The organism is Afipia massiliensis (assembly GCF_014203115.1).
Lineage (GTDB): Bacteria > Pseudomonadota > Alphaproteobacteria > Rhizobiales > Xanthobacteraceae > Afipia > Afipia massiliensis.
Map to the genome: position 1 here is coordinate 213,910 of NZ_JACHIJ010000001.1, position 13,336 is coordinate 227,245.

General features: G+C 62.2%; 13 protein-coding genes. All 13 read right to left on the minus strand.

Going from position 1 to position 13,336, the window contains the following annotated elements; translation table 11 throughout:
• Positions 1–11: 11 nt before the first annotated feature.
• From HNQ36_RS00960 to HNQ36_RS01020, 13 genes are read right to left on the minus strand one after another with little or no spacing between them, the layout of a single operon-like run.
• The gene (locus HNQ36_RS00960) at positions 12–1,520 is read right to left on the minus strand and encodes an NADH-quinone oxidoreductase subunit M (protein ID WP_184082101.1); all 1,509 of its coding nucleotides are present in this window, start codon (positions 1,518–1,520) and stop codon (positions 12–14) included.
• Positions 1,520–3,601, minus strand: a complete 2,082-nt coding sequence (nuoL, locus tag HNQ36_RS00965) for an NADH-quinone oxidoreductase subunit L (RefSeq protein ID WP_184082102.1) — start codon at positions 3,599–3,601, stop codon at positions 1,520–1,522. Before nuoL ends, HNQ36_RS00960 begins: the two co-directional genes overlap by 1 nt.
• A gap of 8 nt (positions 3,602–3,609) precedes the next feature.
• Positions 3,610–3,918 carry an NADH-quinone oxidoreductase subunit NuoK gene (nuoK, locus tag HNQ36_RS00970; protein WP_002711592.1) on the minus strand — a complete coding sequence of 103 codons (309 nt, stop codon included), beginning with the start codon at positions 3,916–3,918 and terminating at the stop codon, positions 3,610–3,612.
• On the minus strand, positions 3,915–4,553 hold the full coding sequence (locus HNQ36_RS00975; RefSeq protein ID WP_184082103.1) for an NADH-quinone oxidoreductase subunit J: 639 nt from the start codon (positions 4,551–4,553) through the stop codon (positions 3,915–3,917). The genes nuoK and HNQ36_RS00975 overlap by 4 nt, the downstream gene beginning before the upstream one ends.
• Before the next feature lie 9 nt (positions 4,554–4,562).
• Positions 4,563–5,051 carry an NADH-quinone oxidoreductase subunit NuoI gene (nuoI, locus tag HNQ36_RS00980; RefSeq protein WP_046829971.1) on the minus strand — a complete coding sequence of 163 codons (489 nt, stop codon included), beginning with the start codon at positions 5,049–5,051 and terminating at the stop codon, positions 4,563–4,565.
• A 10-nt stretch (positions 5,052–5,061) separates the two neighbouring features.
• The gene (gene nuoH, locus HNQ36_RS00985) at positions 5,062–6,102 is read right to left on the minus strand and encodes an NADH-quinone oxidoreductase subunit NuoH (RefSeq protein WP_184082104.1); all 1,041 of its coding nucleotides are present in this window, start codon (positions 6,100–6,102) and stop codon (positions 5,062–5,064) included.
• A gap of 10 nt (positions 6,103–6,112) precedes the next feature.
• Positions 6,113–8,188, minus strand: coding sequence for an NADH-quinone oxidoreductase subunit NuoG (nuoG, locus tag HNQ36_RS00990; RefSeq protein WP_184082105.1), 2,076 nt, complete (start codon positions 8,186–8,188; stop codon positions 6,113–6,115).
• Positions 8,189–8,193: 5 nt separating this feature from the next.
• Positions 8,194–9,519: an NADH-quinone oxidoreductase subunit NuoF gene (gene nuoF, locus HNQ36_RS00995; RefSeq protein ID WP_184082106.1), complete on the minus strand. Its 1,326-nt coding sequence runs from the start codon at positions 9,517–9,519 to the stop codon at positions 8,194–8,196.
• 10 nt (positions 9,520–9,529) lie between these two features.
• Positions 9,530–9,709, minus strand: coding sequence for a hypothetical protein (locus tag HNQ36_RS01000; RefSeq protein WP_046829974.1), 180 nt, complete (start codon positions 9,707–9,709; stop codon positions 9,530–9,532).
• Complete coding sequence (gene nuoE / locus HNQ36_RS01005) at positions 9,706–10,476, minus strand: NADH-quinone oxidoreductase subunit NuoE (RefSeq protein ID WP_184082107.1); 771 nt, start codon at positions 10,474–10,476, stop codon at positions 9,706–9,708. Before nuoE ends, HNQ36_RS01000 begins: the two co-directional genes overlap by 4 nt.
• A gap of 34 nt (positions 10,477–10,510) precedes the next feature.
• Entirely contained in the window at positions 10,511–11,479 is a 969-nt protein-coding gene (locus HNQ36_RS01010) for an FkbM family methyltransferase (RefSeq protein WP_184082108.1), read from the minus strand.
• Entirely contained in the window at positions 11,479–12,687 is a 1,209-nt protein-coding gene (locus tag HNQ36_RS01015; protein ID WP_184082109.1) for an NADH-quinone oxidoreductase subunit D, read from the minus strand. Before HNQ36_RS01015 ends, HNQ36_RS01010 begins: the two co-directional genes overlap by 1 nt.
• Positions 12,687–13,334, minus strand: a complete 648-nt coding sequence (locus tag HNQ36_RS01020; RefSeq protein WP_184082110.1) for an NADH-quinone oxidoreductase subunit C — start codon at positions 13,332–13,334, stop codon at positions 12,687–12,689. Before HNQ36_RS01020 ends, HNQ36_RS01015 begins: the two co-directional genes overlap by 1 nt.
• Between the last annotated feature and the right edge of the window lie 2 nt (positions 13,335–13,336).

Genomic DNA, 13,336 nt, shown 5'->3' on the forward strand with positions numbered 1-13,336 from the left:
ACCCGTTGTTCTTACTGAACCAGCGCCGCCGCTTTCACGGCGGTGATGGCAGTGTTGTAATTATTGACAAGCTGCTGCACCGACGCCGCCGACATATTGAGCACCGGCTGCGGATACACGCCAAAAAGAATGGTGAGGAACACCAGCGGGGCGAGAATGATGCCTTCCCGCAGCGTCAGATCCTTGATGCCCGCAAGCGCCGGCTTGTCCATCACGCCGAACACCACCTTGCGATAGAGCCACAGCGCATAGGCCGCCGACAGGATGACACCCAGCGTCGCGACCGTCGCGGTCGGGATGCTGACCTTGAAGGTGCCGATCAGTGTGAGGAATTCGCCGACGAAGCCGGAAGTGCCCGGCAAGCCGACATTGGCCATGGTGAACACCATGAAGACAAGCGCGTAAAGCGGCATCCGGTTCACGAGGCCGCCATAGGCGGCGATCTCGCGGGTATGCAGCCGGTCGTAGACAACGCCGACGCAGAGGAACAGCGCGCCCGACACGATGCCGTGCGAGATCATCTGGAACACGCCTCCGGCGATGCCCTGCGTGGTGCCGGCGAAGATGCCCATGGTGACGAAGCCCATGTGGGCCACCGACGAGTAAGCGATCAGCTTCTTGATGTCTTCCTGCATCAGCGCGACCAGCGACGTGTAGACGATCGCGATCGCAGACAGCGAGAAGACCAGCGGAGCGAAGTCATACGACGCCAGCGGGAACATGGGCAGCGAGAACCGCAGGAAGCCGTAGCCGCCCATCTTCAGCAGGATCGCGGCCAGCACGACGGAGCCAGCGGTCGGCGCTTCGACGTGCGCATCCGGCAGCCAGGTATGAACCGGCCACATCGGCATCTTCACCGCGAAAGAGGCGAAGAACGCCAGCCACGCCCATGTCTGCAGGCTGCGCGGAACGGCGGTGTTCATCAGCGTCGGGATGTCCGTGGTCCCGGCATTGAGGTACAGCGCCATGATGGCGAGCAGCATCAGCACCGATCCGAGCAGCGTGTAGAGGAAGAACTTGAAGCTGGCATAGACCCGGCGCGGTCCGCCCCACACGCCGATGATCAGGAACATCGGAATGAGGCCGCCTTCGAAGAACAGGTAGAACAGCACGAGATCGAGCGCGGAGAACGTGCCGACCATCAGCGTTTCGAGGAATAGAAACGCCATCATGTATTCGCGCACGCGCACCGTCACCGACTTCCAGCTTGCGAGAATGCAGAACGGCATCAGCGCAGTGGTCAGGATCACGAACGGCAGCGAAATGCCGTCGACGCCCATGTGATAGGTGATGGTGTTGGCGAGCCACGGCGCCTTCTCGACGAACTGGAAGCCGGGATTCGACGCATCGAACCGCATCACCAGAATGAGCGACACCGCGAAGGTGATGATCGTGGTCCAGAGTGCGATCCAGCGTGCATTGCCGCGCGCGGCTTCGTCATCGCCGCGGCTGAGATAAATCAGGACCGCGCCGACGACCGGCAGGAACGTAACAACGGAAAGGATGGGCCAGGTTGTCATTATTGGCCCCCGAGACCGAATATGAACCACGTGATGAGACCGGCTGCACCGATCAGCATCGCGAAGGCGTAGTGATAGAGATAACCGGTTTGCAGGCGGACCACGTTGCGCGTCACGTCAAGCACGCGCGCCGACACCCCGTCAGGCCCGAAACCGTCGATGATGGCGCCATCGCCCTTCTTCCAGAGGAAGCGGCCGAGCCACTTCGTCGGACGCACGAAAATGAAATCGTACAGTTCGTCGAAGTACCACTTGTTGAGCAGGAACCGGTACATGCCCGGGTGCTGGTTCGCGAGTTCAACCGGCAGATAGGGCTTGCGGATGTAGAACAGCCACGAGACGATGAACCCGACCACCATCATCACCGTCGGCAGGAAGGCAATCATCGCCGGGATGTGATGCATCTCATCGATGATCTTCGGATGGTTCTTCAGCGACTCGCGGAAAAACTCTCCGATCCCGTGTCCGGCGAACAGTTCCTTGAACGGGAAGCCTGCGAGGATAGAACCCGCGGCCAACACGCCGAGCGGGATCAGCATCGTATAGGGGCTCTCGTGCGCAGCCTCATAGTGCTCCTTGTCGTGCGGCTCGCCATGGAACGTCTTGAAGATCAGACGCCATGAGTAGAACGAGGTCAGGCCCGCGGCGATCACGGTGCAAAGGAAACCGTAAAGCGCGAACGGATTCTGCGCGACGAAGGCGGACTCGATGATCGCGTCCTTGGAGAAATAACCTGCCGTCAGCGGGAAGCCCGTCAGCGCCAGCGTGCCGACCACCATCGTGATGTAGGTGAACGGGATCTTGTCCTTCAGGCCGCCCATGGCGCGGATGTCCTGCTCGTGATGCATCGCATGAATCACGGAACCAGCGCCCAGGAACAGCAGCGCCTTGAAGAACGCGTGCGTGAACAGGTGGAACATGCCGACCGAGTATGCGCCCGCGCCCATCGCCACGAACATGTAGCCGAGCTGCGAACAGGTCGAATACGCAACGATGCGCTTGATGTCGTTCTGCACGAGGCCGATGGTGGCGGCGAACAGCGCGGTGGTCGCGCCGATCAGCATCACAGCAGCTTGCGCGTTCGGCGCGAGTTCGAACAGCGGCGACAGACGCGCCACCATGAACACGCCGGCGGTGACCATCGTCGCGGCGTGGATCAGCGCGGACACCGGCGTCGGGCCTTCCATGGCGTCCGGCAACCAGGTGTGCAGCAGGAACTGCGCGGACTTGCCCATCGCGCCCATGAACAGCAGCAAGCAGGTTAACGTCAGCGCGTCGACATCCCAGCCGAAGAAGTGAATGGTCTTGCCGGTCAGGCCGGGGGCAGCGGCGAAGATGGTGTCGAAGTCGGTCGATCCCACCAGCATGAAGACCGCGAAGATTCCGAGCGCGAAGCCGAAGTCGCCGACGCGGTTGACGACGAAAGCCTTGATCGCGGCGGCGTTCGCCGACGGCTTCTGGTACCAGAAGCCGATCAGCAGGTAGCTCGCGAGGCCCACGCCTTCCCAGCCGAAGAACAGCTGCACAAGGTTGTCCGCCGTCACCAGCATCAGCATCGCGAAGGTGAACAGCGACAGGTAAGCCATGAACCGAGGACGGTTCGGATCCTCGTGCATGTAGCCGATCGAATACAGGTGCACGAGCGACGACACCGAGGTCACGACGACCAGCATGACGGCAGTCAGCGTATCGACACGCAGCGCCCAATTGACGACGAGGTCGCCTGAGCCGATCCAGGTGAACAGCTGAACGCGGGCGTCGTGGTGCAGGAAGCCGACATCGACCAGCGCCATCCAGGACAGCGCAGCCGAGATCAGCAGCAGAGCGGTCGTGACGACTTCCGCAGTGCGCGAACCGGCAGCCGGTGGCTCGACCGGACCATGATCGTCGTGCCCGTGGGCGTCGTGATCATCATGCGCTGCGTGCGCGTGAGCCGCGCCGTGACCGTGATCGTCATGCCCATGACCATGGGCATGATCCATCTCGTCGCCGCTCGGGTTGCGTGCGTGCGCGCCATAAAGCGCCACCGCACCCGCAATGAGCGCGCCGATCAGCGGCAGGAAGACGATGGCCTGAATCATGGCGCGAATTAACCCTTCATCAGATTGATGTCCTCGACCGCAATCGATCCCCGATTGCGGAAGAACACCACCAGCACGGCAAGACCGATCGCGGCTTCTGCCGCCGCGACCGTCAACACCAGCAACGCGAATACCTGCCCGACGATGTCGCCGAGAAACGCCGAGAACGCCACGAGGTTGATGTTCACGGCGAGCAGAATGAGTTCGATCGACATCAGGATGACGATGACGTTCTTCCGGTTGAGGAAGATGCCGAGAATACCGAGCGTGAACAGGATCGCCGCTACGGCGAGGTAATGACCGAGGCCGATCGTCATTTCACCCACTCCCCGGAATCCGCATCCTGCAGGCCCTGCCCCGCGGTCACCTTGCGCACGTCCATCGCGGCCGCCTTGGTGCGGGCGTTCTGCACGTTGATGTCCTGACGCTTGACCTTCGGCTTGTGCCGCAGCGTGAGCACGATGGCGCCGATCATCGCGACCAGCAGGATCAGCCCCGACAACTGGAAGTAAGGCAGATACTTCGTGTACAGCACGAGACCGAGCGCCTCGGTGTTGCTGACGCCACTCGGGATCGGCGACGTGATCGCCTTCGCGATATTCGGGTTCAGGACCCAGCCCCCCGCCACCAGCAGCAGTTCCGCGAGGAACACCGCGCCGATCAGCAGACCGAACGGAAGATAGTCGATGAAGCCCTGGCGCAGTTCGGCGAAGTCCACATCGAGCATCATGATGACGAACAGGAACAGCACCGCGACCGCGCCGACGTAGACCACGATCAGGATCATCGCGAGGAATTCCGCGCCGAGCAGCATGAACAGCCCGGCTGCGTTCACGAACGCCAGGATCAGGAACAGCACCGAATGCACAGGGTTGCGCGAGGTCACGACCATGACCGCTGACGCCACGCAGACGCCGGCAAACAAATAGAAGAAGAGCGCGGGACCGATCATACCCTCACCTCACCGGTACGGCGCGTCGAGTTCGATGCTTTTCGCAATCTCACGCTCCCAGCGGTCACCGTTAGCGAGCAGTCTCGCCTTGTCATAATAAAGTTCCTCGCGCGTTTCCGTCGCGAATTCGAAATTCGGACCTTCGACGATGGCGTCGACCGGACATGCTTCCTGGCACAACCCGCAATAGATGCACTTCACCATGTCGATGTCGTAGCGCACCGTACGGCGCGTGCCGTCGTTGCGGCGCGGACCGGCCTCGATGGTGATGGCCTGCGCCGGACAGATCGCCTCACACAGCTTGCAGGCGATGCAGCGTTCCTCGCCGTTCGGATAACGGCGCAGCGCATGCTCGCCGCGGAAGCGCGGTGAGATCGGTCCCTTCTCGAAGGGGTAGTTCAGCGTCGGCTTCGGCTTGAAGAAGTAGCGCATGGCGAGAATGAACGCCGAGACGAACTCTTTCAGCAGAAGCGAGTTGGCTGTGCTTGCTATGCCCATGACGACGACCTCATTTCGGAGCAAGCCCCCCGAATTGCAAAACAGCGGCGACGATCACGACCATCGCCAGCGACAACGGCAGAAACACCTTCCAGCCCAGCCGCATCAGCTGGTCGTAGCGGTAGCGCGGCACAATCGCCTTCGCCATCGCGAACAGGAAGAACATGAAGAACAGTTTCAGCACGAACCAGATAACGCCCGGCACCCAGGTGAACGGCGCGAACGGGATCGGCGACAGCCAGCCGCCGAGGAACAGGATCGTCGCCAGCGCGCACATGGTGGTGATGGCGACATACTCGCCGAGCATGAACAACAGGTACGGCGTCGAGCCGTATTCGGTCATGAAGCCGGCGACCAGTTCTGATTCCGCTTCAACCAGATCGAACGGCGGACGATTTGTTTCCGCCAGCGCTGACACGTAGAAAATCACGAACATCGGGAACAGCGGCAGCCAGTACCAGCCGAGAATGCCGAGCTTGGTATCCTGTGCCGCGACCACGGCCGTCAGGTTCAGCGAACCGACGCACAGCAACACGGTGATGATGACGAAGCCGATGGAGACTTCGTACGACACCATCTGCGCGGCGGAGCGAAGTGCGGCGAGGAACGGATACTTCGAGTTCGACGACCAGCCGGCCATGATGATGCCGTAGATCGACAGCGACGAGATCGCGAAGATGTAGAGCACGCCGACATTGATGTCAGCGATCACCCAGTTGAGATTGACCGGGATCACCGCCCACGCGGCCAGTGCAAGCACGCACGTGACCAACGGCGCGAGCAAAAACACGACCTTGTTCGCGCCGTCCGGAATCGTTGGTTCCTTGAGCACGAACTTCAGCAAGTCCGCGAAGGATTGCAGCAGGCCCCACGGCCCGACCACGTTGGGGCCGCGCCGGATCTGCACTGCCGCCCAGATCTTTCGGTCGGCCAGCAGGATGTAGGCAATCGCAACCAGCAGCAGCACGAGCAGCAGCACGCTCTGCGCGACCATGATGATCAGCGGCCACAGAAAGCCGGTCCACAACTCGCTTGCGAAGAATTCGGTCATCGGATCACGCTCACTCCGCCGCCGTCAGAATTTGCCCGGAGGCGAGCTTCGAACATTCGGCCATCACAGCGGAAGCCCGCGTGATGGGATTGGTCAGGTAGAAGTCCTGCACGGCGCTCTTGAATGGGCCCTTCTCGACCGAACCGCCACGCGCCGCAAGCGCTTTCACGCCAGCCGCGTCGCCCGCCTCGATCTGGTCGATCCGCATCAGGTGCGGCACGGCCTTGAAGATCGCCTGACGCAATTGCGCCAGCGAGTCGTAAGGCAGCTTCTTGCCGACAGCTTCCGACAGCGCGCGGATAATCGCCCAGTCCTCGCGCGCGTCGCCCGGCGGGAACGCGGCGCGGTTGGCCATCTGCACACGGCCTTCGGTGTTGACGTAGATGCCGGCCTTCTCGGTATAGGCCGCGCCCGGCAGGATGACATCGGCGCGGTGCGCGCCCTTGTCGCCGTGCGTGCCAATGTAAACCACGAAGGTGCCGTCCGCCGGATTGACGTCGTCGGCGCCCAGCGAGAACAGCACGTCGAGCGTGCCGAACGTGGTCATCTGCGCCACGGTCAGACTGCCCGGGCCGTGCGCAAAACCAATGTCGAGCGCACCGACCTGCGACGCCGCCTTGTGGAGCACCGCAAAGCCGTTCCAGCCATCCTTGAGCGCGCCGAAGTCCGCAGCGAGCTTCGCCGCCAGCGCCAGCGCCGCAGCGCCGTCGTGACGGGCAGCAACGCCCGCGCCGACCAGCACGATCGGGTTCTTCGCGCCCTTCAGCACGTCGGCGAAGGAATGCTTGCCCGCCGCCAGATCGGTCAGCGTATCAGTACCGGCACCGAGATGCTCGTAGTCATAAGTGAGATCAGCCTTATCGCCGATCACGCCGATCTTGAGCGCACCGGTGCGCCAGCGCTTGCGGATGCGCGCGTTGAGCACGGCCGCTTCCTTGCGCGGATTGGAGCCGACGATCAGCAACGCATCCGCCTGCTCGATGCCGGAGATGGTTGGATTGAAGATGTAGGACGCGCGACCGGCTTTCGGATCGAATGCCGCGCCATCCTGGGTGGAGACATTGGTCGAGCCAAACTTGCTCATCAGATCCTTGAGCGCGAACATATCTTCGACGCTGGCGAGATCGCCCGCAATCGCGCCGATACGCACGCCGTGCAGCGGTGCGGTCTTCGCTGCAATCGCAGCGAACGCTTCGGACCACGATGCCGCGCGCAGCTTGCCGTTCTCGCGAATGTACGGCCGGTCGAGCCGCTGCGTGCGCAGGCCGTCGACGATGTGGCGCGTCTTGTCGGAGATCCACTCCTCGTTCACATTTTCATTGATGCGCGGCAGGATGCGCATCACTTCGCGGCCACGCGTATCGACGCGGATCGCGGAACCGACCGCATCCATCACGTCGACGGACTGGGTCTTGCCGAGTTCCCACGGACGCGCAGCAAATGCATAAGGCTTCGAGGTCAGCGCGCCCACCGGGCAGATGTCGACGAGGTTGCCCTGCAACTCCGACGTCAATGCGCTTTCGAGATAGGTCGTGATCTCGACGTCTTCGCCGCGGCCGGTCAGGCCCATTTCCGGCACGCCGCAAACTTCTGTTGTGAAACGGACGCAGCGCGTGCACTGGATGCAGCGGGTCATCGAGGTCTTCACCAGCGCGCCGATGTACTTGTCTTCCACCGCGCGCTTGTTCTCGGCAAAGCGGCTGGTGTCGACGCCGTAGCCCATCGCCTGATCCTGCAGATCGCACTCGCCGCCCTGATCGCAGATCGGGCAATCCAGCGGGTGGTTGATGAGCAGGAATTCCATCACGCCTTCGCGTGCTTTCTTGACCATCGGCGACTTGGTCTTGATCGCCGGCAGTTCGCCGTTCGGGCCGGGACGGCAATCGCGCACACCCCAGGCGCAGCTCGCGACCGGCTTCGGCGAGCCCGCGACCTCAACGAGGCACATGCGGCAGTTGCCGGCGATGGAGAGACGCTCGTGATAGCAGAAGCGAGGAATCTCAGCGCCCGCGACCTCACACGCCTGCAACAGCGTGTACTCGCCCGGAACGTCGATCTCTTTGCCGTCGATGAGAATTTTGGTCATCGCCATTACTCCGCCGCGACCATGTGGACCGGATCGAGGACGCCCTGATCGTCCAGCGTGGACTTGCGCGTGAAATCATCGATGCGCCGCTCGATTTCCGGACGGAAGGCGCGGATCAGCCCCTGAATTGGCCAGGCCGCCGCGTCGCCGAGCGCGCAAATGGTGTGGCCTTCGACCTGCTTGGTGACTTCCAGCAGCATGTCGATCTCGCGCTTGTGGGCGCGACCCTCGACCATGCGCGACAGCACGCGCCACATCCAGCCGGTGCCCTCGCGGCACGGCGTGCACTGGCCGCAGCTTTCATGCTTGAAGAAGTAAGAGATACGAGCGATGGCCGCGACCACATCGGTCGACTTGTCCATCACGATCATGCCGGCAGTGCCGAGGCTCGACTTCGCGGCGCGAGTGCCGTCGAAATCCATGATGAGATCCTGACAATCCGCCGCCGGGATCAGCGGACAGGATGCGCCGCCGGGAATAACCGCCAGCAGATTGTCCCAGCCGCCGCGAATGCCGCCGCCGTGCTTCTCGATCAGTTCACGGAACGTGGTGCCCATGGCGTCTTCGACAACGCAGGGTGTGTTCACATGACCCGAGATGCCGAACAGCTTGGTGCCGACATTGTTGGCGCGGCCGATGCCCGCGAACCACGCAGCGCCACGCCGGAGAATGTCCGGCGCGACCGCGATCGACTCCACGTTGTTAACGGTAGTCGGACAACCATAGAGACCGACGTTCGCCGGGAACGGCGGCTTCAGGCGCGGCTGGCCCTTCTTGCCTTCGAGGCTTTCGAGCAGCGCTGTTTCCTCGCCGCAGATATACGCACCGGCGCCGTGGTGGACATACATCTCGAACGGATAGCCGTGGATGTTGTCCTTGCCGATCAGCTTGGCCTCATAAGCCTGATCGACGGCAGCCTGCAGATGCTCGCGCTCGCGGATGAATTCGCCGCGCACATAGACGTAGCAGACATGCGCACCCATGGCGGCGCTCGCGATCAGGCAGCCTTCCACCAGCAGATGCGGATCGTGCCGCATGATCTCGCGATCCTTGCAGGTGCCGGGCTCCGACTCGTCGGCGTTGACGACCAGATAGCTCGGACGACCGTCGGCGTTGTCCTTCGGCATGAATGACCATTTCATGCCGGTCGGGAATCCAGCACCGCCGCGCCCGCGCAGGCCCGATGCCTTCATCTCGTTGACGATCCAGTCGCGGCCCTTGTCGATGATCGCCTTGGTGCCGTCCCATGCGCCGCGACGGCGTGCGCCTTCGAGACCCCAGTCGCCCTGGCCATAGAGATTGCGGAAGATGCGGTCCTTGTCGTCGAGCATAGTCGCTACCTTAAGACCCTGAACGCTTGGATTGCTGATACGCGAGCCCGCCCGCCATCGTTCCGAACCCGATGGCCCAGAACACGGCTGACTGAAGCTCGGTCTTCAAGATGTAAAAATTCAGCACGAAGATGAACACCGCCGCGCAAACGGCGTGAAACGCGATATGCTTGAGAAGCTGTGTGCTCATGACGCGCCTTTCGGTGGTTTTGTCGCGGTCGCATCGCCCATCGGCGGCTTCGGCGACGGACGCTCTTGCACGTTCGCGGACTCGGTCTGCTTCTTGGACTCGGCATCTGTGAGCGCCGGCTTACCCGGTGCGGATGCCTTACCCTTGTTATCGTTGTCGGCGTCCGACGTGAGCGAGGTCAGTCCGGTCACGGGCGCGGCAAACTGGCGGTCGATCTGCGGACCGGGCTTCGGCGGATTGCCCGAGGCGAAGCCGTCGAGCACCTTGCCGAAACTCTCCGGCGTCAGATCCTCGTAGGTGTCCTTCCAGATCATCACCATGGGCGCGTTCACGCAGGCCCCGAGGCACTCGACCTCTTCCCAGCTGAAATTGCCGTCAGCCGAGACGTGGAACGGATCGTGATGAATCCGGTTCTTGCAGACCTCGATCAGATCCTTCGAGCCGCGCAGCATGCACGGCGTCGTGCCGCAGACCTGCACGTGCGCCTTCTTGCCCACCGGCTCGAGCTGGAACATCGTGTAGAAGGTCGCGATTTCCAGCACGCGGATGTAAGGCATCTCAAGCAGATCGGCGACCGCGCGGATCGCGACTTCCGATACCCAGCCCTCGTGCTGTTCCTGAACGCGCCACAGGATCGGGATCACCGCCGAGGCCTGACGGCCGGGCGGATACTTCGCGATCTGGGCTTTCGCCCACGTCAGATTCTCCGCGCTGAACGCGAAGCTGGTGGGCTGCTTTTCTTTCGGGGCCAAACGGCGGACGGCCATCGTTAAATCTTTCGGTCTTTCATTGCGCCACTACCTATCGCGTCATGGCGCGGCGCGCGTTGCCAGAATTCATGCTGTAGATGCGCTGTTCCCAGAACGCGCTCGATGTCGCGAACACGTTATAACCAACGTGCGAGGCGACCTTGATGCGGTCGAGCGTGGACAGTTGCGTCAGCGCCTCGAAGCGATCAGTCGCCGGATCATGGATGATCGCCTTCATCGGCGTGTGTTCGAGAATGTAGCGCGACACGCTGTGGGTCGGATCGTTGCCGTGCTCCTCGCAGACCACGACCGAATCCGTTTCCAGAATCCGCTTGCCGCCCTTCATCGCGTCGATCTCGACGCCTTCGACGTCCAGCTTGATGATGTACTTGCCCTGCGCCGGGATCCTGCCATCCACGATCAGGTTATCGAGCGCCAGTACCGTGACTTCCTCACCGCCCGCATTCTCACCACCGGCAATGCTGAAGGCTTCATGCTTGGTGCCCGACAGGCGCGCCGTGCCGCGCGCGGACCCGATGGCGGCGTTGATCGCCTCAAAGCGCCCGCCGTTGATCTTCGCGTTGTGCGCCAGCCGCGGAAAATTCCGTGACGACGGCTCCATCGCGATCGACCGGCGCGAGCCGAAGCGCTGGCTGGAGACCATCACCGACCAGTAGCCGTAGTTCGCGCCACAATCGATCAGCGTGTAATCGACGTCCTTCGAATCCAGCAGGAACAGTTCAAGCTCGTCTTCGTACTTGAAGGTGCGGTTGAGCAGCTTGCTCCAGTAGCCGTCGCCGTAAGGAAACGAAAACGTCGCGTCCGGATTGAGCATGATGTTGATGTCGCGCTCGGGCAGCAGCGTCTTCAGAAGATTGGCCGCACTGTTGTAACCGCGATGCGAGATATACGCGCCGACCTTTGACCCCGCGAGCAGCGCGAAGCCGATGCTGCGCTCCCACGGCGTAGCACCGGTCATCTCGCCGGTGATGCGGTCAAAAATAATCGGCTGCTGCGTCATCAGCGATCCACCTCGCCGAACACGATGTCGAGTGAGCCGAGAATCGCCGACACGTCGGCCAGCAGATGCCCCTTGCAGATGAAGTCCATCGCCTGAAGGTGCGCGAAGCCCGGCGCGCGGATCTTGCACTTGTACGGCTTGTTGGTGCCGTCAGCGACCAGGAACACACCGAACTCGCCCTTGGGCGCTTCGACCGCGGCGTAGACTTCGCCGGCGGGCACGTGCACGCCTTCGGTATAAAGCTTGAAGTGATGGATCAGCGCTTCCATCGAGCGCTTCATCTCGCTCCGCTTGGGCGGCGCGATCTTGTTGTCCTCGACGACAACCGGCCCCTGCCCCTCAGGCGCGCGCAGCTTCTCGATGCACTGCTTCATGATGCGCACCGACTGGCGCATCTCTTCCATGCGGATGCAGTAGCGATCGTAGCAGTCGCCGTTCTTGCCGATCGGAATATCGAAATCCATCTCGGCGTAGCATTCGTAAGGCTGCGACTTGCGCAGATCCCACGCAGCACCCGAGCCGCGCACCATCACGCCGGAGAAGCCCCACTCCCACGCCTGCTCAAGGGTCACGACGCCGATGTCGGCGTTGCGCTGCTTGAAGATGCGGTTGTTGGTCAACAGCGTTTCGAGATCGTCGCATACCGTCAGGAACGGATCGCACCAGTTATAAATATCGTCGATCAGCTTCGGCGGCAGATCCTGATGCACGCCGCCGACGCGAAAGAACGCCGCGTGCATGCGCGAGCCGGAGGCGCGCTCATAGAACACCATTAGCTTCTCGCGCTCTTCGAAACCCCAGAGCGGCGGCGTCAGCGCACCGACGTCCATCGCCTGCGTGGTGACGTTGAGAAGATGCGACAGGATGCGGCCGATCTCGGAATACAGAACGCGGATCAACTGTCCGCGCCGCGGCACGGTGATGCCGAGCAGCTTTTCCGCCGCGAGGCAGAACGCATGTTCCTGATTCATCGGCGCGACGTAATCGAGCCGGTCGAAATACGGGATCGCCTGCAGATAGGTCTTCTGCTCGATCAGCTTTTCGGTGCCGCGATGAAGCAGACCAATATGAGGGTCCACGCGCTCGACCACTTCGCCGTCAAGCTCCAGCACAAGGCGCAGCACGCCGTGCGCCGCCGGATGCTGCGGTCCGAAGTTGATGGTGAAATTGCGCATGCCGGTAGCTTCAGCGTTCAGAACCTCGGTCATCAGCCACCTGCCTTTGCAGGAGTAGAACCGGCGGGCGCCGGGGGCGCGCCGGCCTTCTCGTCACCCGGCAGCGGATAGTCCGCGCCTTCCCATGGCGAGAGGAAGTCGAATTTGCGGAATTCCTGATTGAGCCGCACCGGCTCGTACACGACGCGCTTTTCCGCGTCGTCGTAGCGAACCTCGACGAAACCGGTCAGCGGGAAATCCTTGCGCAGCGGATGGCCGTCGAAGCCGTAGTCGGTCAGCAGGCGGCGCATGTCCGGATGCCCGGTGAAGATCACGCCGTAGAGATCGTAGGTCTCGCGCTCGAACCAGTCCGATCCCGGAAACACGCTGATGATCGACGGCACCTGCGTGGTTTCGTTCGCCTCGCCGCGCAGCCGGACGCGCGCGTTCAGCACCGGCGACATGAAGTGATAAATCACGTCGAAGCGGTTCTCGCGGCCGGGATAGTCCACCGCGGTGACGTCGGTGAAGTTCACGAAGCGGAAGCGCGGATCGGTCTTCAGCACGCGAACGACATCGATGATCTTCGCCAGATCGACCGAGATCGTGAGCTGGTTGAACGCAACGGAATGACCAAGCGCCGCGCTAGGTAGCGCGGCCAAGATCGTCTGGCCAAGAGCGTCTAGTTTCGCATCATCCATGT

Bases quoted from the DNA above. Each gene is read 5' to 3' on its own strand.
- HNQ36_RS00975 (WP_184082103.1), bottom strand. From the start codon at position 4,553: ATGATCGGTCCCGCGCTCTTCTTCTATTTGTTTGCCGGCGTCTGCGTG.
- HNQ36_RS01010 (WP_184082108.1), bottom strand. From the start codon at position 11,479: ATGACGCAGCAGCCGATTATTTTTGACCGCATCACCGGCGAGATGACC.
- nuoG (WP_184082105.1), bottom strand. From the start codon at position 8,188: ATGACCAAAATTCTCATCGACGGCAAAGAGATCGACGTTCCGGGCGAG.
- HNQ36_RS00960 (WP_184082101.1), bottom strand. From the start codon at position 1,520: ATGACAACCTGGCCCATCCTTTCCGTTGTTACGTTCCTGCCGGTCGTC.
- nuoH (WP_184082104.1), bottom strand. From the start codon at position 6,102: ATGACCGAATTCTTCGCAAGCGAGTTGTGGACCGGCTTTCTGTGGCCG.
- nuoI (WP_046829971.1), bottom strand. From the start codon at position 5,051: ATGGGCATAGCAAGCACAGCCAACTCGCTTCTGCTGAAAGAGTTCGTC.
- nuoF (WP_184082106.1), bottom strand. From the start codon at position 9,519: ATGCTCGACGACAAGGACCGCATCTTCCGCAATCTCTATGGCCAGGGC.
- HNQ36_RS01015 (WP_184082109.1), bottom strand. From the start codon at position 12,687: ATGACCGAGGTTCTGAACGCTGAAGCTACCGGCATGCGCAATTTCACC.
- nuoL (WP_184082102.1), bottom strand. From the start codon at position 3,601: ATGATTCAGGCCATCGTCTTCCTGCCGCTGATCGGCGCGCTCATTGCG.
- nuoK (WP_002711592.1), bottom strand. From the start codon at position 3,918: ATGACGATCGGCCTCGGTCATTACCTCGCCGTAGCGGCGATCCTGTTC.
- nuoE (WP_184082107.1), bottom strand. From the start codon at position 10,476: ATGGCCGTCCGCCGTTTGGCCCCGAAAGAAAAGCAGCCCACCAGCTTC.
- HNQ36_RS01020 (WP_184082110.1), bottom strand. From the start codon at position 13,334: ATGGATGATGCGAAACTAGACGCTCTTGGCCAGACGATCTTGGCCGCG.
- HNQ36_RS01000 (WP_046829974.1), bottom strand. From the start codon at position 9,709: ATGAGCACACAGCTTCTCAAGCATATCGCGTTTCACGCCGTTTGCGCG.